The following is a 23,080-nucleotide window of genomic DNA, read 5'->3' as shown; positions in this document are numbered from 1 at the left end:
CTGAAACACGCAACTGAAACAACTGCCTGCACAAGAAAGATCGCCATGCTGATTGACAACACCAGTCATCTCAACCCGCAAGCCCTGGGCCTGGTGCCCATGGTCATCGAACAGAGCGGTCGGGGCGAGCGCGCCTTCGACATCTATTCACGTCTGTTGAAGGAACGGGTGATTTTTCTTGTTGGCCCGGTCAATGATGTCAGTGCCAATCTGGTGGTTGCGCAGTTGCTGTTTCTGGAAGCGGAAAATCCTGACAAGGATATTCACTTTTACATCAATTCGCCGGGTGGCTCGGTGACTGCCGGCATGTCGATCTACGACACCATGCGCTTCATCAAACCGGATGTGTCCACGCTGTGTATCGGTCAGGCCGCTTCGATGGGCGCTTTCCTGCTGTCTGCAGGCACCAAGGGCAAGCGTTTTGCCCTGCCCAATTCGCGGGTGATGATCCACCAGCCGTTGGGTGGTTTTCAGGGACAAGCTTCCGACATCGCCATCCACGCCAAGGAAATTCTGTCGATCAAGGACAAGCTCAACCGCATGCTCGCCGAGCACAGTGGTCAGCCGCTGGAACAGATCGAAAAAGATACCGATCGCGATAACTTCCTTTCCGCCGAAGAGGCCCGGGAATATGGTCTGATCGACCAGGTATTGAGCCGCCGCGCGGCCGCTGCTTAAGCTTAGGAGAATCATTCGGTGAGCGATAGCCAAGACAAGTTGTTGTACTGCTCCTTCTGCGGCAAGAGCCAGCATGAAGTCAAGAAACTGATCGCCGGTCCGTCGGTGTTCATCTGTGATGAGTGCATCCTCCTGTGCGCCGACATCGTGCGCGAGGAGCCGGAGACCAGTGAGCCAGGCAGTTTCAGCATCGCCACGACGGATGAACTGCCGACCCCGCGTGAAATCAGCAGCATTCTCGATCAGTACGTGATTGGCCAGGATGTCGCCAAACGCATTCTTGCGGTAGCGGTGTACAACCACTACAAACGCCTGCGCCACGCGCGCAAAACGGATAGCCCGGTCGAGCTCGCCAAGAGCAACATTCTGCTTATCGGCCCGACCGGCTCGGGCAAGACCTTGCTGGCCCAGACCCTGGCCCGCATGCTCAATGTGCCGTTCGCCATGGCCGATGCCACCACGCTGACCGAAGCCGGCTATGTCGGCGAGGACGTGGAAAACATCATCCAGAAGCTGCTGCAAGGGTGCGACTACGATGTTGAGCGGGCTCAGCGCGGCATTGTTTATATTGACGAAATCGACAAGATTTCGCGTAAATCAGACAACCCGTCGATCACCCGTGACGTTTCCGGCGAAGGTGTGCAGCAGGCCCTGCTGAAGCTGATCGAAGGCACCGTGGCTTCGATTCCGCCGCAAGGTGGGCGCAAGCATCCGAATCAAGATTTCATTCCGGTCGATACCACCAATATCCTGTTCATCTGCGGCGGTGCCTTTGCCGGTCTGGAAAAGGTCATCCGCAACCGCTCCGAAAAAGGCGGCATCGGCTTTGGCGCCGAGGTCAAGAGCAAGGACGATGGCCGCGAGGTAGGGAAAACCCTGCTCGAAACAGAGCCGGAAGATCTGATCAAGTTCGGTCTGATTCCGGAACTGATCGGTCGCCTGCCGGTGGTGGCCACCCTGCAGGAACTGGATGAAGAGGCGCTGGTGCAGATCCTGACCGAGCCGAAGAACGCCCTAGTCAAGCAGTATCAGGAATTGTTCGGCATGGAGCACGTCGAACTGGAAATCCGTCCGGCGGCGCTGACGGCGGTGGCCAAAAAGGCACTCGAACGCAAGACCGGCGCGCGCGGCCTGCGCTCGATCATGGAACATGCCCTGCTCGACATCATGTATGAACTCCCGAGCATGGAAAATGTCGAAAAGGTCGTGATCGATGAGAACATGATCACCGGCACTACCCCGCCACTCCTGATCTACGCTGAACAACCCAAGGTTTCAGGGGGAAACTGAGGTTCGCGGCCCGGCGGGCCGCAGTCTCTTGAAACCTGGTAGTTTGCCCCCAATTGGGGGCTTCCTACTTATTGTGTAGCAAATTATAAAAGGCACTTCGATGACCCTCCCCAGCACCCTTCCGGAAACCCTCGAGCTCCCGCTTTTGCCTCTGCGTGACGTGGTTGTCTTTCCGCACATGGTGATCCCGCTGTTCGTGGGTCGCCCGAAATCGATCAAGGCGCTGGAAATGGCGATGGAGGCCGACGGCGAAGCGAGCAAGCAGATCATGCTGGTGGCGCAGAAATCGGCCACCAAGGACGAACCAGACGCCGAGGATCTGTTCCACATCGGTTGCCTGTCGAACATCCTGCAGATGCTGAAATTGCCGGATGGTACGGTCAAGGTGCTGGTCGAGGGGACGCAGCGCGCCCGCATCGAAGCGATTGATGTGCAATCGGAAGTGTTCATGGCAACGGCCCTGCCCTTGCCGCAGCAAGCCAGTGATGATCACGAAGTGGAAGCGATGCGGCGCACCGTGATCAGCCAGTTCGAGCAGTTCGTCAAACTGAACAAGAAAATTCCGCCGGAAGTACTCTCTTCCATTTCCGCAATCGAGGATAGCGGTCGCCTGGCCGACACCATCGCGGCCCATCTGCCGTTGAAGATCGAGCAGAAGCAGGAAGTGCTCGAAATGGAAAGCGTACGGGCGCGTATCGAGCGCCTGCTGTCGCAGCTGGAAGCTGAAATTGACATCCTGCAGGTGGAAAAACGCATCCGTGGCCGTGTCAAACGGCAAATGGAAAAAAGTCAGCGCGAGTACTATCTGAATGAGCAGGTCAAAGCCATCCAGAAAGAACTTGGTGAAGGCGAAGACGGCGCCGATCTGGAAGAACTGGAAAAGAAAATCACCGCTGCCGGCATGAGCAAGGAAGCGCTGACCAAGGCGCAAGGCGAATTGAAAAAACTGCGCCTGATGTCGCCGATGTCGGCGGAAGCCACGGTCGTGCGCAACTTCATTGAAACCCTGGTCGGCCTGCCCTGGCGCAAGAAAACCCGCATCAGCAAGGATCTGCGTGCCGCCGAGAAGGTACTCGATGCCGATCACTTCGGACTGGAGAAGGTCAAGGAACGCATTGTCGAATACCTTGCCGTGCAGCAACGGGTAGACAAGGTGAAAGCCCCGATTCTTTGCCTGGTTGGCCCTCCGGGGGTCGGCAAGACGTCGCTTGGCCAGTCGATTGCCAAGGCGACCAACCGCAAGTTCGTGCGCATGGCGCTCGGTGGCGTCCGTGACGAGGCCGAAATCCGCGGCCACCGCCGTACCTATATCGGCTCCATGCCAGGCAAGATCCTCAGCAGTCTGACCAAGGTCGGCGTACGCAACCCGCTGTTCCTGCTCGATGAAGTGGACAAACTCGGCCAGGATTTCCGTGGCGATCCCTCGTCGGCATTGCTGGAGGTGCTTGATCCGGAACAGAACAACACATTCCAGGATCACTACGTCGAAGTCGATTTCGATCTCTCCGACGTGATGTTCGTGGCCACGGCCAACTCGCTCAACATTCCGGCACCCCTGCTGGACCGGATGGAAGTCATCCGTCTGTCTGGCTACACCGAAGACGAAAAAATCAACATCGCCCTGCGTTACCTGCTGCCCAAGCAGATGAAGAACAACGGCGTGAAAACCACTGAACTCACGGTTGCCGAAAGCGCCATTCGCGACATCGTCCGCTATTACACGCGGGAAGCCGGCGTGCGTGCGCTCGAACGGGAAATTTCCAAGATTTGCCGCAAGGTGGTCAAAGCTCTGGTCATGAAGTCGCGCGACAGCAAGATCACCGTCAGCGCCAAGAACCTCGACAAATATCTGGGCGTTCGCCGTTACAGCTTCGGCATGGCGGAAAAGGAAAACCAGATCGGACAGGTGACTGGCCTGGCCTGGACCGAAGTGGGCGGCGAACTGCTCACCATCGAGTGCGCCAAAATGCCCGGCAAGGGCAATATCATCCGTACCGGCTCGCTCGGCGATGTCATGAAGGAATCCGTCGAAGCCGCCCGCTCGGTGGTTCGTGCCCGCGCTCAGCGTCTTGGCATTGCCGCCGACGTGTTCGAGAAAACCGATCTGCACATTCACGTTCCCGAAGGCGCAACCCCCAAAGACGGGCCCTCGGCCGGGATTGCCATGACCACGGCGCTGGTGTCCTCATTTACCGGCATTCCGGTGCGCTGCGACGTCTGCATGACCGGAGAGATCACCCTGCGGGGTGAGGTGCTGGCCATTGGTGGCCTCAAGGAAAAATTACTGGCTGCCGTGCGTGGTGGCTTGAAGACGGCGCTGATTCCGGAGGAGAACGCCAAGGATCTGACGGAAATGCCGGACAACATCAAGAACCGGATCGAAATCGTGCCGGTGCGCTGGATTGATCAGGTTCTGGAGCGCGCCCTTGAGCGTATGCCGGAAGCCTTGCCAGATACTGAAGAAATCGCTCCTGAGATCGCAGCTGAAGCTGTGGCCGAGGTCAAGAAAACGCCGCTTACCCATTGATTCGTAATGAATGCCAGATGGTAGTTCGCCCAGGCCTCGAAAAAACCTGCGAAATCCGCTTGACACAAGGATTTCCGAAAAGATATAAAGCCGCCTTCACAGCATTTTCCACACCGTAGACCTTAATTAGGGGACTTCAATGAACAAGACCGAACTGATCGATCAAATCGCTACCGCAGCCGACATTTCCAAGGCTGCAGCTGGCCGTGCGCTGGATGCCACCGTCGAAGCAATCAAAGGTGCCCTGCAAGCTGGCGACAGCGTCAACCTGATCGGTTTTGGCACCTTCTACGTCGGCGAGCGCGCTGCTCGTACCGGCCGTAATCCGCAAACCGGCAAGACCATCGAAATCAAGGCTGCCAAGTCTCCGAAATTCCGTCCGGGCAAGACCCTCAAGGACGCAGTTAACTGATAGAATTGCGCAATTCCTCTGCTGTCATGCAGACGGGTGCTTAGCTCAGTTGGTAGAGCGTCGCCCTTACAAGGCGAATGTCAGCGGTTCGACCCCGTTAGCACCCACCAAAATAAACCCGCTAATTCAATGAGTTAGCGGGTTTTTCTTTTGTGGCCCGCCGACTTGAAGCCCACTCTAGGCCACTTACATCCACCCACAAAAACGCGGTATCCTACCGAGCAACATTACAGCAAGGCGAATCTTGGCAATGGCGAGCAAGCGCAAAAAAGGGGATCGATGGGAGTTTACGGTTAAGCGGGCGGGGATACTAGTAGTCAGTCACCATGAATCGAACTGATCTTTGGCGCGCAAGTTGCTGAGCGATGGGTGTTACCCACCCCGAGGAGAGAGCGATGCCCGCGATCAAGTATCGAGTCATGCTAACGGACGATGAAGTTGAAATGCTGGAAGCCTTGCTGCGCAAGGGAAAGAGCGCAGCGCGCAAACAGACGCGAGCGCGGATTTTGCTGAAAGCGGCGGCAGGAAGCAAGGATGCACAGATCATGGAAGCCCTGGCAGTTTCTGCCACCATGATCTACAACACCCGGCAAAAATGTGTCGAGGAAGGCGTTGAGGCGGCCCTGCAGGACAGGCCTCGCCCAGGCAAAGCGCCGAAGCTGAGCGACAAGCAATGCGCCCAAATCATCGCGATAGCCTGTACGCCAGCTCCGGCCGGACATGACCATTGGACGCTGCGGTTGCTGGCCGACAAGGTCGTTCAGCTGGGCTATGCCGAGTCGTTCAGTCATGAGACGGTCACGGCTCTTAAAAAAACACCCTGAAACCGTGGCAGGTCCAGGAATGGTGCATTCCCGAGGTCAGCGCGGAGTTTGTCGCGGCAATGGAAGACGTGCTTGACGTGTACGCCGCCCCTTACGATCCGGCACACCCGGTGGTGTGCTTCGATGAAAGCCCAAAGCAATTGATCGGCGAGGTGCGCGATCCGCAACACTCGCACGTCTTTATCCTCGCGTTTCAGCGTGACTGACTACTAGAAAAACCCCTCTACTTCACTTTTGCCAGCGAAACCGAACCCTCAATTCAAGATTCTATCGAAGCGACAACTATTCTGACCCAGGGGGGGGTTACCAGTTCAAATCCTTGGGCTGGATGACTTAGCCGTTTAGCGAAGCAAATGCCGGGTTTCTGGAAACAGCACCGAGATAAATTCATCGTATTGCCTATCGTACTCAGTCTCTTCGTCGAGATAGGTAAGGAATTTTTCCAGCGTGATTGCCTGTGTTGCCGTGCGCTGAGGCTCGTAGGTTTGCCAGACTTTTAGAAATAGGCGTCGCAGCGGATGATGCCCATTTTTCCCTCTACATAAAGCTGCCGCCAGAACGTTAAATGGGCCATCAAGCCGACTACCAACGGTTCGTCCCAGTTGAAAAGATAGGAGCACAGGTAGGATTCCTTTGCCTCCCCAGAACGCTGGATTAAGCGCCGGCGCAAATTCATCTCGCCAGTAGCGATAGCGGGTCAACCGATAGATATCAGCAAAGAGTACCTGCTGTTGGTCCTTGGGGGAGCCTGCGTCATAGAAACGGGTGGCATGCTCAAGCAATGTGCGCATCGCCTGATCCCAAGATTCATTCGTATCACAGGGTTGTTTGTCGAGTTCGCTAAGCACCACCCGCTCCCAGGCCCCCTTTAGGCGCAGATGGTGTTCGACCAATTGGCGATCTGGATAACTGAAATGCCCTCCCCTCACCTGTTCGATGCCATGACGGATCATCATCAAAATGGTGACTTCGTTTTCGAGGTCTTCTGCTTCGCGGGTATTTCGTGTTCCCGTATTAATTGCGTGCATCACCCGGCGTGGCTTATGTAGGCGAGTCCATTCTGCACCAAACCCGTCACCGTCCCAGTGTTGTTGCAAGCGCTTGGCAAGGTCTGACGTGAGGCCGACGTAATAGCATCCATCGTTCAACTCAAGAACGTATAAATAGATATCTACGGGGTCAGGAGACCCACACCAAAATGTTTTCGGTTTCAATTTTATTCCATTGAGCTAGTACTGCCCGCGGCGAGCAAATGCCAAATCCCTATCCTGACTGTCTTGATCTGTAAGGAGGCAAGTATCTCGCCCAATCCAATACTCTTGTACTACCGCCGAACGGTATTTAAGGATCAAATTAAGCACGCCCCGGCACGGAGCATCTGCTGGAATTTCAGCTATCGCGTTCTGGACGCTTGGGTACTGATTCTGAAAAAGGTCCCTGCGACCTATTTGCGGCGATGAAAGCTGCTTACCAAGCGTAGGTAGGTCTGGAGTAACCATTCCTACAAGCCACGGCAAACTAGCGGCAATCACTACTCCTGCCAGATCGGCATCAACGAAAGCTAGGACTGGCAACTTTGCATCTCCTAGAAACATCAGAACGTTATCGATGCGACTCTCGTGCGGATCACCGCGATAAACCACCAAGGGAGAGCGATATTCCACAGGGAGCTTGAAGCTGGTCTCGTGAATCCGATTGAAGCTCTCGTAGTTCTCGACCACCATAATGCAACGATGGCCGATCTGACTGACGATCTTCGTCCAATCCACGTCCAGATGAGACTCTTCAGGCAGGTTGATAGGCTGACCACCGATAACGAGAGCTTGCCCAGCTAGCGCCTTGATCGAGATGCGGTTGCGTTTTACGGCTTCACCACCTGCCTTCTCGTGGGGAGTGACCTCAAGCCGCTCTGCACGGCTCATGCCGGACATATCCACCGGCTCGGTTGAGAAGCCCTTGGCCTCCAGCCACTCGCGCATCGCCTGACGATCACGTTCGTAAAAATAGACCGACTTCCCGCGCTTGGTGCCGATACCGTCATCAACCAGGCGCTGAAGAGTGGCTGTCAAAGTGAAACGCTCGTCCTGCCGAGACAGGATGCGCTGCATGGCTTCTGCGAGCTTTTGATCAAGCATCAGGCAGCCCTCTTGGAGATCACGACATCCTTGATGAGGAGGTTTCCGTCAAAGTCTGGATGTGGCCGAGAGTTCATGCGCAACTGCCACTTGCCGAGCTTCCCCTTGTTGTCGTGTTCAGCCAGGACGCGGAGAACCCAGATTTCCTCTTTGATGCTGCCGAGAACGATGGGATTGGCTGCCCACCAATCGCGGGCCGATATGCCCTCGGATGAGCGCTTCGCATCCTTGAAATACATCCGGATCGCCTTGCGGATTGGTGATTCTGGCGGCTGAATCTGCTGATTGCCAGGCTCCTCATCCAAATTGCCGGCCGGGCGGGCAGTACGGCTCTTGGCTCCCGCTGTATCGGGAATCGACCGAGCAATCTCGGAGAAAAATTCCTCTGCTTCCGGTGTCAATACGTCGGGGTGGGTCTGGATTTCGAGTGGGGTCGCACAACGCAGCCAGTCAGCCGGTTCAGCAACCTCATCCCATGCCTTCGGCTCCCAGTCCGGATTGCGGTTCAAGTGCAGAGCAAAAGCGCGAACCCGTTTGGCGCGTTCCTCGATCTTGCGGAACTCGAAGAGGTATTGGTTCAGCGTGTCTAGGATGGTCCATAGCGACTCGCGGAATGCAGGAATGCGGTCTGCCAGCAGTGACTTGAAGGACAGTGCCAATTCCTCGTGCCCGGCCAGCTGCTCACCAATGTCCGAGAAGTGGAAGCTTTCCAGAAGATTGACCAGTTGTTGAGTTCGCTTCTGGTAGTGGAGGTTCTGGCGCTTCTTCTCGGCGATGGTCGAAACGGCTGCAAAGCGGGTGGAGACCTGGGCCTGAAGGATGATCAATTCATCGTCGATAGCATCGGCAATATCACTGATGGCTTCGCGTGTTTCGACTTCATAGCGCTCGCAATCGGCATCACGCCCTTCCTGATAGGCCACAGAATGGCCCTCAACCAGATCGGACAGGCGCTGAAAATAGCCACCGATGTTGGCCCCCATCGAAAACAGACGCTCAGTGTTGAGCGCCGCATTCAGGAAATGGCGGAAGCTGGCCCGTAGCTGGAAGGCATCACGAATATCTAGCGACAGGAGACGAAGATGCCGCAAACGTTCGATGTCACGGAAGTTCTCTTCAGTCTTGTGTACCCTACCTTGATAATAGGTTTCGGCCACAGTTTTTGCACTGAGGCTGATTTTTAGCAGCAACTCCTGTACTGGATCACCTTTGCTCACAGTAGCCCCCGTTGCCCTGGCGCATCCTCCTGATCCTCAGCTGTTGGATCGGTAATGCCTTCGTTCTGAGCCGGGTCCATGAGGAATTCGATCACTTGATAGTAGTAATCGATCTTCCCCGTGAAGCGGTAGGACTCTTGCTCGCGATTGACCAGAATCAGATAGCCCCAGCTTTCCATTTGCTTAATGACTTTGTCCAGCATCCCCTTCGCTGAAGCGTCAGTGACGGTGAATTCCTTGCCCATTGTGGCGAACTCACGCAGTACCTCGAAGAGATGTGGATTTTCAGTGACCGCTTTCAGAAGCACCGCGTAGTCCAAGCGGTCACCCGCTGCCGGGCTGGAATCCTTCTTCTCCACCTCCATGCACAGATTGATGAAGTGAATGACCGGCCGGATCATCTGTTTGATGTTGGCAAAGACACGCTTTACCTCAGAGCGCTCATCGGAACTGACACGCTTCCAGGTAGCGTAGTAGGCAACGCCATTCGGGGTCTTGGTCAGACGACGCCCGATCCGGTCGAGGTAAACAGCAACATCCTGGCGTGACTCCTCAGAGTTGAGCCAGCGGAAGGCTTCCGGCGCTGTCGATTCACAGATGAACTTGCCTTCGAGTAGGCGAATGGTGACCTGATCAAACATGCGCTTCCTCCTCGTTGTTCTCGACTTCGTCATCAAGGTTGATCAAGCCGACCTTGCGGCCCGGGAGAATCTTGTAGTTCCGCTCGAACAGCTCGGCCAGGTCAAGATCGACATCCGGAAAAGCCGAAATCATGGTGATATTGTTCCGCGTCAGAAGATCGAGCAGCGTCTTGGCGTTGGCGAAACTCAAGTCTTTCAGTTCATCCACGACGAAAGGCACGACAACGTTCTCTGAACGGCGAATCCGGTTCACGAAGCCAATCAGGATCACGCAGAGAATGATGTAGGAGAGGCCGTTACTACTGATGTTGGCCAGCTCGTGCTCATTGCTTGCAGTCTTCACTCCTTGGTTGTTCACGTTGGCACTGATCTTCAGGCTGATTAGGTCAACCGGGTCAGCAACCAACCCCTTGTCCTCACCAACGACAAGCGCTACTTGCTTGGCGGCGTCAACAAAGCTGGCCGGCGGCAATGCAGGATCGCCATTGGCGTGCCAGGTCTCATATTCACGATGCAGGTTGCCGACCGCTTCCCAGTAGCCCTGAGTATCGACCTCGGCCCGGATTTCTGTGCTTACGTCAGCAATACTGTCGAAGATTTGGCCCTGCTCCAGATTGGCTCGAAGATCGGTCGCAAAGGTGCTGACATTGCGCTTGAAGTCATCAAGACTTTTCCAGAAATAGGAGATGTTCTGGGCAAGTGTTCTTCCGCGCTGAAGAAGGTCTATCCGATTGGTTTCGTATTCATGCTGGAACCAGGTGCGGAATACTTCAATCCACTCGTGTTCCATCCCAGGGCGCGGATAACCCGATGTCGCCACAGCGCTTGCATAGAACTTCTCGGGACCAGTGCCGACAAGCGAAATCATCTGCCGCCGGATATCTTCAACCCCTTGGCGAATCTTTTCCCGGAGGTTATCAAGGTCTGCCATCAAGCGGCGGCGCTCGGCCACGAGTGCATCGATATCGGGAATCTGCTCGAAACCGGCCTTCAGGGTTTCCTGATCCTGTGGCCAATGAACCAGATCGCGAGTTTGGCCAAGCGCCAGAATGCGCTTTCTCTCGTGCTTGTCGATCTTCTCGCCGATCTCTTTGATGGCAGTCTGCTTCTTGTCGGTAACTTCCTTGCGCTCCCTGAGCACCTCTTCGTTCTCGCGCTTCAGGCGAGCGGAATCTGCATCTGCTGTTTGCTGATCCTGTATGTGTGTTGGCCGTTGAGACCACAAGGTATCGAGCCAGTCGCGATACTGAATCACCTCTGAGCGTAGATTGTTGGCTTCCGCAATCTGGCCATCCAGTCTGAAAATGCGCGTCCGGAGTCCATTGAGGACATCAGTTGAATAACCCTTGTCGTGCAAGCTGGCGTCGCGATCCTTGGCGATCTGGGCGACTTTGGCAGCCAAGTCGGCATCGATAGTCCTCTTGCGGGCATCGATCTCATTGAGCGCGTTTGTCTCTTCGGGCTTCAGTTGAACGAGGTTTGCAGCGTGCAGCCTCTCGACCTCATCGATTTCTTTGCGGTGATCCTTCTTGAGTGATTCCAGCGCCTGAACAGCCAAGGAAAGATTCTTGGCGCATATATCAAGCTCTCCTTGGGCTTTTGTGGCTGCGGCCTTTTTGCTTTGCTCGACTCGGAGAAGTGCAGTCTTTACCGCCGTATCAGCAGACAGCTTCCGGTTCTTTGCGGTAGCGATGGCGGCATCGTGAAGGGTAATGGCGGTCTTGGCCTTATCCATTGCCTCCTTCTTCTTAAGCAGGAGTTTCCTGTCTTCTGCCACCTCACCTTTCCGCTTTTCCAGCCGGCCACGAACCAGTTTGATTTCCTGTTGGATTGCTTCTTCGGAGGAGTAGCGGCCCGCCTTGAGTTGCTCCAGATCGATAGTCACCCCGTACAGATCGTGACCATCACCCAGAACCGGAGCAAGATCAGTCCTCAGCAGCGTTTCAGGGGAAACCACGCGTCCGATGTCGGATGCCCAGTTCGGCTTGTTCCGGCGCAAGAACCCAAGGAATGTGTCTTCCCCAGCGGATTCGGCCGCCAGAAGTTCTTCAAGTTCAACCTCCGCCTTCTCGATGGCGTTTTCACCTTCATTGACCTGCAATTCCAGATCGTCGTATTCCCGCTTGGCTTTGATAAGGGCTTTTTGAAGCCCATCGGTTTTGTCGTGAAGTTCGGATAGATCGGTGTTGGCATTCGTTTGCTTCTCCCGTTCCATTTCCAAGGCCAGAACGGTTTCCGGATCAGCCTGGATTTTTTTGACCTCGACCTCCAGCCCGGCTTTTTGGGTCTTGAAGTCCGTAACTTTGGCGCTCGCCGCTTCGAGTTCGGGCTCATGGCGCAACCGGATCGCCTTGAGATTTTTCCCGTGAGCTTCAATGAGCGCTTCCTTGCGCTTTCCGAAAGACTCGTAGATGCCGGGCTTCTTGTCGTCCAGCTCGGACTTCTGATCGCGGGCCAGATTTCTGGCCTCGGTTTCCATTGCCGTGAACGTCTCCGTCAGCGATTTGACCTCTCGCTCCAGGTCATCCAACTGCTGCTTGAGCGGCTTCAGCTCAGCTTCCCATGCAGCAATTGAATCGACTTTCGTTATCTTGCCGGCGATGTTGTCCGTCTCGTATTTGCGCTTCCGGGCGTCCAGTTGCTCAATGGCCTGACGAGCCTGCTTGGCACGGGAGTCTGCTGCAATCTTTGCATCCGAAATGGTTTGCAGGCGCTTTCTGTACTCTTCCTCGGTCTCGGTGAGGTCAGTCTTGGCCCGCCCCTCGGCTTTCTCACCTTCTACAACCTGTTCTTGAAAGTAGTCGTGGAGCAACTGGAACTTCGCATGGAGGGTCGTAAATTCATGATTGATCAGCCGGCGGCCTTGATCGGCCTGCTCCAGATCAGCCATGACCGGCGCTTTTTCCATGACTTGCCGATGGGCCTCATGCTCATTGAGCCAGTGCTGCAAGTCGCGCCGGCCAGTGCGGAGCGCAAAGACTTCATCGCCGTTCAGGACGGACGACACAATCATCTTCTTTAGGTCGTGGAAGGTGGTTGCACGCTGAAGGATGCCGGTGACCACACGCTCAAGATGGGTCAGTTTTCCGGTGCCGCCCGTGAAGGAAAAACGGGCGGCCAAGTTGCGGTGCTCGCGGCCGGCGGTGTTCTGGATGATCTGCCGATAGGCGTGGAGTGTCAGCGGCTTCGAGTCGAAAACGCCCTGCTTGTCGAGATGCCGATAGAGGTCGCGGGTCTGGACAACCTGGCCTTCGTGCTTGAACAACGCCGGCTTGTACTCGCTATCGATCAGGCGATAAACCACGCCTTCGCCACTTTGACCATCTGGATGAATCACTGCCATGGCCTTATGTGTCCGGCGCAGATACTCGAAGATAACGTAGGAGCCAGTAGTCGGGAAATAGTAGCTGCCGAAACGCTCCGTGACTGCATCACCGCGAATGATCCGAGACGGGCTTTCGCCGAAGAACATAGGCAGCAACCGTAACAAGGTGGTCTTGCCGGCTCCGTTCTCGCCATTGATGGTGATGTGCCCGCTGACATCGAGTTCAACGATGCGGCTGCGGCAGTAGGAATCGATCAGGATGATGCGAGTAAGTCGGAAGTCCAAAGCTGGCCTCTTGGTGGTACGATGTTATCGTTAATGATATGTTATCGTATAAGATAAATGACAAACACTCAACAGGTTAAGTATGTCAAATAGGCCAGCACTTCGCGATCAACGATTGAGAATCATGGAAGGCGTTCTCTCCTGGGAGGGCGAGATCGGCAATGCAAGGGTTCGACAACTCTTCAATTTGCAACCCGTGCAGGCCAGCCGGCTGCTCGCCGATTTCAGGGCAATGCTTGGCGATCAGCTCACCGAAGACGGCCGAGCCAAGGTACTCCGCCTTGCAAATCCGCGTGAATTTGAGTGTTCAGTGCCGCTGGACGAATACGTTCTGCACACCATGGCCTCTGAAGGTGGGAATCCCGGCCTTGTGGATGCTCGCGTCGACCTGACGGAAGTTCGACCAGAGATATTCGCAACGCTTCGAAAGGCCGTGCTAGGGAAAACTGGGGTTGAAATCGCCTATGCGTCGATGACAAATCCTGCGTATGGGAAACGGGTTATTTTTCCTCATGCCATAGTGCATGTGGGTCGTCGATGGCATGTTCGTGCCTGGTGCATGAAACGACAGGACTTTCGTGATTTCACTATGGGACGAATTCACTCGGCAGAATCAACTCTTGAACGATTTCTGCTCAACCTTGATAAGGACAAGGGGTGGGAGACATTTGTTGAGCTCGAACTTAAAGCGCATCGCAAGCTTTCGCCTGATCAACAACAAGTTGTTCGAAATGAATTTTTTTCTGGGGAAAAAAATCGCTTTCTATCAATTCGCGCTTGCTTAGCTCAGTATGTGATTTTCGATCTTAAGGCCTCAATTGATCCTGTGCATGAGGAGCCACCAGAATTTCAGCTAGAAGTGGCGAATTCCGAAAAATTGCTTCCGTTGCTATTCAAATAAATTCGCTAGGCCGGTGTCCGTACTGCGGAAATTGGGGTTGGTCCCCTTCCCTACTTCGTTTGACATTACCCCCCACAATGTATGGTTGATGGGCGTTTGGTCAGGAGCCGTAGAGCCATTCTGCAGTTCGCAAGGAAACAAATAGGTAGCCGCGGAAGGCAGTCTACTTACGCTCGCCGCCAACAAAGCCCAAGGCTTTCAGCCACTGACGGTCGCGGCGAATGGTATCGAGGCGAATGCGCCGGTTCTGCCTTTCGGCCTTGCTCTGTGCATAGCGCACCAGGCCTTTGAGCAGTAGCGCATTGGGCGTTTCGGCACCGGGCAGGAAAGGCAGGCCGAGACGGACCAGGGTCGGGGTATAACGCTGGAATAGTTCGTCGCCCAGGCTGACGATGGCTTCGACGGAACCCGGATTGCCCTGACGGGCCGAGCGCCCGAACAACTGCCGGTCAACCCGGGCGCTTTCGTGGAATTCCGTCAGGATCACATGCAGGCCGCCGCGCTCCTCGACTTCCGGGGCCAGCTTGATATCGGTGCCGCGACCCGCCATATTGGTCGCCACGGTGATCCGGCCGGCCATGCCGGCCTGCCCGACCGCATCCGCTTCTTCCTTGTCCTGGCGGGCGTTCAAAACGGTATGGGCGACGCCGCGCGCGACCAGCAACTGACTCAGGATTTCGGAAGCTTCGACCGAGCGGGTGCCGACCAGCACGGCCCGGCCTTCCTCGGCCACTAACTGGGCACGCGCCGCGACCGCCTGCCAGCGCTCGTCCGATGTCCGGAAAAGCTGATCCGGCAGACGCAGGCGCCGCGTCGGCTTGTGTGTCGGAATGCGCGTCACGTCGAGGTCGTAGACACGTTTCAGTTCCGGCCCGACCTCCTCCGCCGTTCCCGTCATGCCGGCGAGCAGGAGATAACGCCCGAAAAACCGCTGGTAGGTGATTTGCGACAGGGTCCTACGCTGCCCTGTGATCTCGCAATTTTCCTTGGCCTCGATCATCTGGTGCAGGCCGCGCTCCCAAGTACGGTCGGGCATGACCCGGCCGGTGAACTCATCGACGATCTGGACCTTGTTTTCGACGATGATGTAATGCTGATCGCGCTGGAACATGTGCAGCGCCGACAGCGCCTTGCCGATCAACTCTTTCTGCCACAGTGGGGATTTCCAGACGCCGCCGAAATCCTTGACCAGCCCGGCCACGGTACTCTCACCGGCTGCCGTGAGCCAAATATCGCGCTGCCGCCCCTGGACATAATCGAGCCTGGGCTGCAGTTGTCCGGCGACGCTGATGGCCTGCTGGTAGATCTCTTCGCCCAGGTCGTCCGGCAGGGTTTCCGAAATGATCAGCGGCGTTCTTGCCTCGTCGATGAGCACGCTGTCGGCCTCGTCGACAATGGCCACATGCAGGCCGCGCAGGATGCCGTCGGCCGTCCCGCGTCCCCGGCTCAGGCGACGCAGCTTGAGTTGCGAGGCAATCGTCGCGCCGAGGGCGATGCGGTCCTTGAGGTAGTCGAAGGTCAGTTCCTTGTTGGAGACATAGACGACGTCCCGCGCATACAGCGACCGCCGGTCGTCAATCGACATGTCCTGCTTGACCACGCCGACGCTCAGGCCGAAGAATGCGAACAGCGGGGTGTTGTCCTCCGCATCGCGCTCGGCCAGGTAATCATTGACCGTCACGACATGAACCGCCGCACCGGCCATCGCCGCCGTGCATACCCCCAGGGTCGCTGCCAATGTCTTGCCCTCGCCGGTGGCCATCTCGGCGATACGACCGCGCAGCAAGGCCTGCCCGGCCAGCAACTGGACATCGTGATGGCGCATGCCCAGGGTTCGGCGCGATGCTTCGCGCACGATGGCGAAGGCGCGCGCCAGCAAGTCCTCGCGAAAGCCCGCCGTCTGCATCTGCGCGGTGACTGCGCGCATTGCCGCGCGCAAGGCATCGTCGCCCAGCGCCTTGATCTCCTCCTCGAGGGCGTTGACCTGGCGCACGAAACTGCTGTCGCGCTTGGCGGTGCCGCCGGCCAGACGGGCAAGCAGTGCGCGCAGCCACTCTTCGACGGCATGCGTGGGCTGGTCGGCGTGTTCGAGGTAGGCACCGTCGCCGAGTTCGATACCCCGACCGATCAGCAGGGCACGCGCGTCAGACATTGAAATGGCTCAACAGCAATTGGCGGAGACGACGAAAACCCTGCCAGGCGAGCGGTTCCCAACCGTGCCCGAAACGCACATGGACCCGTTCGCCGAAAGCGGTGGAAGGCACATCGGCCGGCAAGGCCAGATCGACCAGGAATACCCGCTCCGTGGTCTTGACCCCATTCTGATCGCTCGGCACCGTGGGAATCTGCCCGCCCCCGGCCACGCCGAGCGCCGGCGTCGGCAACTCCTCGACCCCGCCGGCCGGCGTGCGGACCAGCGTTGCCGAGTGGCTGGCGCCAACCCGGTCGGCCAGGCGCAGTTCGGCCGAGCGGAAATAGGCACGGACCAGGTCGATATTGCTCTGCGGCACCACCACACGCACGATGAGCGAATTCCTTTCGAGCACGTAGCCGGCCAGTTCACCCTTCTTGAGGTAGCGTCCCGGCATGTCCTGCGACACGGCAGCGGCCAGCACGCCATCGGTTTCGGCATAGGCGACCAGCTTGCCGGCCCTTTCCTCGAGCTTGGCCAGCACGGCTTCCTCCTGTTCGAGCTGGCGCCCCGACAAGGCCGCCTTGGCCTGATCCACGAACTGTTCCGAGCGGTATTTCGCCTCGGCCTCGGCAACTTTGGCCCGCGCCACTTCGAGCTCGGTGCTCAACAACTGGTCTTCCAGTTCGAACAACGCCTCGCCCTTGCTGACCGGGCTGCCCGGCTCGATCAGCCAGTGCCGGAAAAAGCCGTTGCCGCCGGCGCGCACGATGGCCTGATCGGGCAGCCAGACGACGCCTTCGGCACGGCTGTGCAAAGGCAGCGGCACGACGAAGAACAGGAACAGCACGGCAGCGGCCAGTCCCAGCGAAATCCGCGCGGCGCGCACCCGGTGGCGCTGCAGGCCAGGACTGCGGACAACGTGCTTGTAGGCCTTCCAGATCGGCATGCCGATCAGCGAAACCAGTCCCCAGAGTGCAATCAGCACACCGAAAATGAAAAACTGCCCGGCCACGAAGAGCATGATCGAGACCGTCACGAAAACGCGGTAGCACCAGGCCAGCGGCGTATAGGCCAGCAACCAGCGTCTTTCCGCCGTGCCTTCCTGGGGTTCGTCCACGTCATGCGCGCCGAAGACGTAGCGGTCCCAGAGGTAGGCCAGGTATTTCTGGCCGCGCTGGGCGAGATTCGGCATTTCGATGAGATCGGTCAGGATGTAATAGCCGTCGTAGCGCAACAGCGGGTTGCCATTGACGATCAGGGTGGAGACGCCGGCCACCACCATCACGTTGTAGGCGACCGCACGCACCACGCCGGGTTCGACCAGCAGCCAGACATAGAGCGCCAGCGCGGCGAGGAAAAGCTCGACCAGCATGCCGGCCGCCGCGACGACGGCGCGCCGCCATTTCGACGGGAATACCGACGAGGCCGAGGCATTGACATAGGGCACCGGGGCAAAGACCAGGAACATCACGCCCATTTCGTGCACCGGCCCGCCCCAGACCCGGCTGGCGAAGGCGTGACCCAGTTCGTGGAGCAGCTTGACGATCGGGAAGACGAAGGCCATGACCAGCAGGTTGCTCGACGAGAGCACCTGGTCCGACATGTTGCGGGTGAGTTCCGGCCAGTGCTGGCCCGCCATCACGAGCGCCGGCAGGACGACGGCCAGCCAGAGCAGACCGCCGGCCCGCGTGAAACACCAGGCCAGCAGCGGCGCCCAGCGCACCAGGAAGGGGTCCGGGTCGATGAGCGGCAGCTTGAGGCTCATCGGATTGAGCAGGAACTGCTTGAGCGTTGCACTGCGCTTTTTTCGATAGCGCTCGAACAGCGCCGCCGAATCCGGGTTGGTATCCGCCTGCAGGAGATCGGCGGCATGCAGCTGGACCAGCAGATCGACAATCTCGTTCTGCGTGCAGGCATCGCCATCGCCGGACTGGTTGGCCTTTTCCCACAACTGCTGCACGCTCTGCGTGCCGTCCATGCCCAGCAACAGGTTGTAGGCGGCCGGCGACAGCCGATGGTAGCGGCCGCCCGTCTGGTCCTGCACGACATGCCAGACCTGGCCGCGATAGACGTGACGATGAATGCGCGCCTGCGGCACCAGGCGCGGCCGGAGGTCGGCCACGCTATGCCAGGACGAACTGAACAGGCTGCGCGTCATAGGCGATCAGGGTAGCCAGGTCCACAGCGAGAGGATCAGCCAGTCGGTGAAGCTGTGGGTCAGCACCCACCACAGCGAGCGGTCGCCCACCTCGACCTTGCCGATGCCTTCCATGCCCGGCCGCAGGCGCGGCGAAGCCTCGGCCAGTGCCGCCTCGACGCGGAAGAAATTCCGGCCGTCCTGGGCCGTCGCCACGGGCGTCACCTTGGCCACCTTGAAATCCATCGGCTCGCCGGCAATGCCGGTCATCACCAGGCGGCCGTCCTGGCCCATGCGCAGGTGGCGGATATCGCGCTCATCGACCTGCAGGATGATGCGATAGCTTTGCAGGGGCGCGACCTCGAACAGCTTCTTGCCGGTTTCGACCGGCGCGCCGACCTGCTGGCTGAGATCGCCGGACACCACGATCCCGTCGAAGGGCGCACTCAGTTGGGCCCGGGCGATTTTCTCGGTGACCAGGGCAAGCTGCGCCGACGACTGGCGCAATTGCGCGCCCACCACCTGCATGGCGGTCAGGTCATGGTTGGCCATCGCCTCGCGCAGGCGATTGTCGTACTGGTCTCGCTCGCTCGACCACTTGGCCTCCTCGATGCGCAATTCGCGATCGTCGAGCTGGGCCAGCGGCTGGCCGGCCTTGACCGTATCGCCGGCCCGCGCGTAGGCGGCACCGACAAAGCCCTCGAAGGGAGCTGCGACGACACGCTGGATCTCACCCTCGATCACCGTCCGCGCCGAAACGCGATAACTGACCGGCACCAGGACCAGGATGGCGCAGGCCAACAGCACGCCCGCCGTCCCGGCCTTCCAGGTCAGGTGGCGCGGCCCGAAAATCTTTTCCAGAACCTGCCGGGCATCCCGGCCCAGACGGCGGAAGGCGCCGCGCTCGGCCGCCTGGCGTTGCTCGATGATCGGCGCGACAAGCGCGCCAAAGGCATCGAGCCAGACCAGATCGTCGTCGGAGAAAAGGGCCGTTTCGCGCTCCAGGGTCAGCACGCCGATGGCCTGCGCGCCCATCATCAGCGGAAAGGAAAGCGCCGCCCCAGCCCCGGAGACCGCGCGCAGGGCCTCGTGCTTGGGCCAGACGCGCGCACCGCTGGGTGAATCCGCCGCTGCCAAGGCGGGCGTGCGCACCGCCCCACCCTCGTCATGCGCCTCTTCCATGGCCTGTTCGTAGGCCTTGACCAGGAAGGCATGCTTTTCAAATACCGCCGCCTCGGACAGGGTGATCAGCCTGACCGTGGCCGCCGAAACCAGCCCGATGGCAACACGGGTACAGGAAAAACGCTGGCGCAGGGTATTGGCCACCTCGAACAGGGCCTGCCGCAACTTGCCGTGGCGCAAGGCCACGGCCGTCGTCTCGAGCACCGACCCGACGCGCTCGCGCGCCGAAACCGCCTCGGACAACTCGCGGCCGGCCAGCAGGTTGGCGAGCCAGGCGCTACCCCAGTGGATTTCGCGCAGCACTTCGCCGACTTCGTTTTCCGGGCAGTCCGCTTCCAGCGCCACGACGCCCGCCACGTAGTCGTCGAGCATCAGCGGATAGGCGATTTGCGTCGTACCCGGCGATTCGGCCACAGGCTTGATGACAGCGCGCCGATCGCGCAGCGTCGCCTCGACGACCGGCCCCAGGCGCCCCATGTCCGGACTCGCCTTGGGCCAGACCGCCATCGGCACGAAGGTGTGATCGAGGGTGTTCTCGATCAGCACGGCCGCCGCCCGGGCGCCCCGAACCTTTCCGCAGACCAGGGCAAGCCAGGCATGGCAGCGCCCTTCCGCGGTCTTGGCCGAAACGAAGGCATCCCAGGCCAGCAGCTCGGGCGGCACACCCTCGTTGTTTTCTGGCGAGACCAAATTCCCGTTCGCGCTCATCGTCCGGACACCTTGATCATGCGTGCATCGACAGGCGGTTCGGCAGCCTCCGGCGATTCGACGAGCAGGCCGTCGAGCGCCACCACGTCGCCATCGGTCAGCCGGCCGCTCGCCGCCAGCAGGCGCACGAACGCCACCACCTGGTCATAACGCCCCTTGCGGAAATCGCGCTGTCCGGCCCGCAATTGCTGCTCGGCCTGCAACACGTCGAGTTCGGTCTTCAAACCGTTTTCCAGGCCGGCCCTGGCCTGGGCCAGCGCCGAACGCGCCGCCTTGACCGCCTGGCTGCCGGCCCGCGTGCGGGCAAAGGCGCCATGCCAGCCGAACCAGGCCTGCTTGGTATTGAGAATCGCCGTGCGGCGGGCGGCTTCCAGATCAAGCCGGGCCTTTTCCTTCTGCGCCAGCGCCTCGTCCACCTTGGCCGACTGCGACCCGCCGGCGAACAGCGGCACATTCAATTGCAGACCGAGCGTACCCTGCGTGATGTCGTAGCCGGCCTGCCCGGGAAAACCGCCGACCGCCTGGCCGTTCTTGCCATAGCTGGCGACCAGGTCGAGGGTCGGGAAATGCCCGGCGCGCTGCTTGCGCACCTCGGCCGTGGCCGCTTCGTAAGCCTGGGTCGCCGCCAGGATATTGGGATTGCCCGTTTCGACATTTTCCAGCCACTTTTCCAACGAATCGCTGGTCGGCGAGGCCAATACCGCCTCGCCCAGCATGTAGGGCAACTCGCGCTCCGGCAAATCGCCGACCAGTTGTTCAAGCGCCGCTCGCTTCAAATGCACGTCGGTCTCCGCCACCACGGCGTCCGACAAGGCCTGATCGAGCTTGGTGCGCGCCTCGTCCACCTGCGGCTGACCGTAAACGCCCAACTCGGCGCCCCGGCTGACAATTTCCCACTGGCGCTGCAAGGCGTCGGCCTGGCGCCCGGTAAAAGCCACGGCATCGCGGGCCGCCAGCAGGTCGAACCAGGCGCCGACCAGCTTGGCGAACAACTCCTGCTCGGCCCCGGCCAACTGGTGCTCGGCCTGCCCGACCACCGCGCGCGCCTGGCGCCAGCCGACGATATTGGCGTAACGCAGCAGGGGCTGGGTCAGGTTGATCTGGGCCGAATAGCTGTCGTACTGGTCGCGCGCTTCCGGCACTCTGGAATTGCGCGTCTTGTAATTGCGGTCATTGTCGTTGGCGCTGGCCGTTGCGCTGACCTGCGGCAACATCGCGCCGATGGCCTGGCTGTTGCGCGCCTGGGCCGCCAGCACATTGGTCTTCGCCCCCAGATAGGTCGGCTCGCCGGTGCGCGCCCGTTCGAGCAGGACGGCAAGCGACTGTGCCTGCACTGCGCCGGCCAGCCCAAGGGCCAGCATCAAGACGGAAAAACGCCAGCCGAAACCGGCAGCGCCTGGACGAGGAAAGAAACATCGAAACAAGGGAAACTTCCGCGAAGAATATGACCGGGACAAACCAGGCATGGAGTCAGGTAACAGGATTTATTTCAGGGACTCCACGGCAAACAGGACCACAGAGGCGCAACGCGCCCAGCACTATACTCCAGCAGCATACTTCGGTCACTAGTTGGATTGCATAGCAAGAAATCGACAGATGAACCCCGCTGTGACATCTGCTGAGAAAAATCTCGCCCTCAGGCTAGAAAGGCCGTCCAGACTCACATTAGAATCCAGCTTAGGTCCTAATTCCGGACCACGCGGCCCGCATCTACCAAGCTTGCAATGGGCTTACCCGCTTGAATATTGGAGATATTGGCTGATCAAAGTTGATTTTCAGCAACTCTGAGTCATAGTCATTTGACTCGTAACCTACGATTTTCTTTTTCTGGAAAAAGGCGTTGAGGCGGACCCCCGTCGTCATCCCCAAGCCTTCGCTGACTTCGTATGCATACTGCCCTTTGTAAAAATATATGGATATCAGGCCAGCATGAGAAGCCTCGTCGGATTGTCTGACAATACCGGCTTTACTCTTAACGGAAGCGACCAGTTCAATTTCAACTTTTTCTACAGAACCAAATCGATAGACTATTGTTTCTAATGGTTCAGCCCCCTTGTTCCCGCACAGGGATAGAATTTTTTCGGCGTTACCCGGTTCAACACGATTCATTCGCGCATTAACAGGCCGTTGAATTTTCCCCTGACGCCTCCGGCAACCGAACTCTGACAAACATGAATCGAACATTCGAAACCCCTTGCTGCGCCTTGAAACCGGATTTCAGCCGGTTTTATGGCCCCGTACTGGGGTTTGGGCTGCCTTTCGGCAACCGGTGGGCGGATTTCGCCCTACACCGTGTTCAATCGCCAGCCAAAGATCGTCGCCATTCGCGTCAGGTTGTAAGCAGCCAGGGTAAAAGTCGTTTGCGCCTTCACCTTGGCCAATCCGATAAAACAGGTCTTGCGAAGTCCAGCGACTGTCTTCGCCCAACCAAAGATTTCTTCAATTCGTTTGCGCACGCGCAAGCTGACGCCGTAACCGGCATGGCGCGTCGTGCGTCCATCAATCGCCCCGTGGGTCTTTTGGGCAACGTGCGGGGTGATGCCTTGCGCTCGCATTGCCTTGACGAAACCAGCGGTGTCGTAATTCTTGTCGGCACCCAAGGTAGAACCCCGTTTCAACGAGCGTTTGGCCATCACCGCCGCCGCTTCGCGTTCGGCTTTGCCCGTCGCCAGCGTCGTTTCCAC

Annotated in this window: 17 protein-coding genes, 1 tRNA gene and 1 pseudogene; 8 read left to right on the top strand and 11 right to left on the bottom strand. The window is 58.5% G+C overall.

Features of this window, described 5'->3' with window-relative positions:
• Positions 1–45 precede the first annotated feature (45 nt).
• From clpP to JYJ39_RS14220, 7 genes and pseudogenes are all read left to right on the top strand, one after another.
• Positions 46–678 (top strand): ATP-dependent Clp endopeptidase proteolytic subunit ClpP, encoded by a 633-nt coding sequence (gene clpP / locus JYJ39_RS10900; RefSeq protein ID WP_205204308.1) that lies wholly within the window; start codon positions 46–48, stop codon positions 676–678.
• A gap of 18 nt (positions 679–696) precedes the next feature.
• Positions 697–1,968 carry an ATP-dependent Clp protease ATP-binding subunit ClpX gene (gene clpX, locus JYJ39_RS10895; protein WP_205204307.1) on the top strand — a complete coding sequence of 424 codons (1,272 nt, stop codon included), beginning with the start codon at positions 697–699 and terminating at the stop codon, positions 1,966–1,968.
• Positions 1,969–2,068: 100 nt separating this feature from the next.
• Complete coding sequence (lon, locus tag JYJ39_RS10890; protein WP_205204306.1) at positions 2,069–4,495, top strand: endopeptidase La; 2,427 nt, start codon at positions 2,069–2,071, stop codon at positions 4,493–4,495.
• Positions 4,496–4,634: 139 nt separating this feature from the next.
• Positions 4,635–4,907, top strand: coding sequence for an HU family DNA-binding protein (locus JYJ39_RS10885; RefSeq protein ID WP_205204305.1), 273 nt, complete (start codon positions 4,635–4,637; stop codon positions 4,905–4,907).
• 34 nt (positions 4,908–4,941) lie between these two features.
• Positions 4,942–5,017: transfer RNA gene (locus JYJ39_RS10880), tRNA-Val, on the top strand.
• Positions 5,018–5,272: 255 nt separating this feature from the next.
• Positions 5,273–5,731: a helix-turn-helix domain-containing protein gene (locus JYJ39_RS10875; RefSeq protein WP_430622476.1), complete on the top strand. Its 459-nt coding sequence runs from the start codon at positions 5,273–5,275 to the stop codon at positions 5,729–5,731.
• A pseudogene (locus JYJ39_RS14220) lies at positions 5,719–5,895 on the top strand (IS630 family transposase); the annotation flags it as partial. The gene JYJ39_RS10875 and the pseudogene JYJ39_RS14220, both read left to right, overlap by 13 nt.
• 177 nt (positions 5,896–6,072) lie before the next feature.
• Here the strand turns inward: JYJ39_RS14220 and JYJ39_RS10865 are convergent.
• Genes JYJ39_RS10865 through JYJ39_RS10845 form a run of 5 tightly spaced genes read right to left on the bottom strand, consistent with a single transcriptional unit; the run spans position 6,073 to position 13,334 of the window.
• Complete coding sequence (locus JYJ39_RS10865; protein WP_205204302.1) at positions 6,073–6,945, bottom strand: GIY-YIG nuclease family protein; 873 nt, start codon at positions 6,943–6,945, stop codon at positions 6,073–6,075.
• A 15-nt stretch (positions 6,946–6,960) separates the two neighbouring features.
• Positions 6,961–7,866 carry a DUF7281 domain-containing protein gene (locus tag JYJ39_RS10860; RefSeq protein WP_205204301.1) on the bottom strand — a complete coding sequence of 302 codons (906 nt, stop codon included), beginning with the start codon at positions 7,864–7,866 and terminating at the stop codon, positions 6,961–6,963.
• The gene (locus JYJ39_RS10855; protein ID WP_205204299.1) at positions 7,866–9,083 is read right to left on the bottom strand and encodes a hypothetical protein; all 1,218 of its coding nucleotides are present in this window, start codon (positions 9,081–9,083) and stop codon (positions 7,866–7,868) included. The genes JYJ39_RS10860 and JYJ39_RS10855 overlap by 1 nt, the downstream gene beginning before the upstream one ends.
• Positions 9,080–9,724 carry a condensin complex protein MksE gene (locus JYJ39_RS10850; protein ID WP_205204297.1) on the bottom strand — a complete coding sequence of 215 codons (645 nt, stop codon included), beginning with the start codon at positions 9,722–9,724 and terminating at the stop codon, positions 9,080–9,082. The genes JYJ39_RS10855 and JYJ39_RS10850 overlap by 4 nt, the downstream gene beginning before the upstream one ends.
• The gene (locus tag JYJ39_RS10845; protein ID WP_205204295.1) at positions 9,717–13,334 is read right to left on the bottom strand and encodes an ATP-binding protein; all 3,618 of its coding nucleotides are present in this window, start codon (positions 13,332–13,334) and stop codon (positions 9,717–9,719) included. Before JYJ39_RS10845 ends, JYJ39_RS10850 begins: the two co-directional genes overlap by 8 nt.
• Positions 13,335–13,458: 124 nt before the next feature.
• Here JYJ39_RS10845 and JYJ39_RS10840 point away from each other — a divergent pair, with 124 nt between their 5' ends.
• Entirely contained in the window at positions 13,459–14,235 is a 777-nt protein-coding gene (locus JYJ39_RS10840) for a helix-turn-helix transcriptional regulator (RefSeq protein ID WP_205204293.1), read from the top strand.
• 163 nt (positions 14,236–14,398) lie between these two features.
• Here JYJ39_RS10840 and JYJ39_RS10835 read toward each other — a convergent pair whose 3' ends face one another.
• The 6 genes from JYJ39_RS10835 to JYJ39_RS10810 all read right to left on the bottom strand — a co-directional run.
• Positions 14,399–16,387 carry a preprotein translocase subunit SecA gene (locus tag JYJ39_RS10835; RefSeq protein WP_205204290.1) on the bottom strand — a complete coding sequence of 663 codons (1,989 nt, stop codon included), beginning with the start codon at positions 16,385–16,387 and terminating at the stop codon, positions 14,399–14,401.
• Positions 16,380–18,527, bottom strand: coding sequence for a peptidase M50 (locus tag JYJ39_RS10830; RefSeq protein ID WP_205204288.1), 2,148 nt, complete (start codon positions 18,525–18,527; stop codon positions 16,380–16,382). Before JYJ39_RS10830 ends, JYJ39_RS10835 begins: the two co-directional genes overlap by 8 nt.
• Before the next feature lie 6 nt (positions 18,528–18,533).
• On the bottom strand, positions 18,534–20,396 hold the full coding sequence (locus JYJ39_RS10825) for an efflux RND transporter periplasmic adaptor subunit (protein ID WP_205204286.1): 1,863 nt from the start codon (positions 20,394–20,396) through the stop codon (positions 18,534–18,536).
• Positions 20,393–21,757: a TolC family outer membrane protein gene (locus JYJ39_RS10820; protein ID WP_240189639.1), complete on the bottom strand. Its 1,365-nt coding sequence runs from the start codon at positions 21,755–21,757 to the stop codon at positions 20,393–20,395. The genes JYJ39_RS10825 and JYJ39_RS10820 overlap by 4 nt, the downstream gene beginning before the upstream one ends.
• A 349-nt stretch (positions 21,758–22,106) precedes the next feature.
• Positions 22,107–22,505 (bottom strand): hypothetical protein, encoded by a 399-nt coding sequence (locus JYJ39_RS10815; protein WP_205204282.1) that lies wholly within the window; start codon positions 22,503–22,505, stop codon positions 22,107–22,109.
• Between the two features lie 176 nt (positions 22,506–22,681).
• A partial coding sequence (locus JYJ39_RS10810) for a transposase (RefSeq protein WP_205204280.1) occupies positions 22,682–23,080 on the bottom strand: 399 nt, incomplete at its 5' end.

The sequence above is a fragment of the Azonexus hydrophilus genome, assembly GCF_905120355.1.
Lineage (GTDB): Bacteria > Pseudomonadota > Gammaproteobacteria > Burkholderiales > Rhodocyclaceae > Azonexus.
This window is presented reverse-complemented; position numbering and strand designations above follow the sequence as displayed.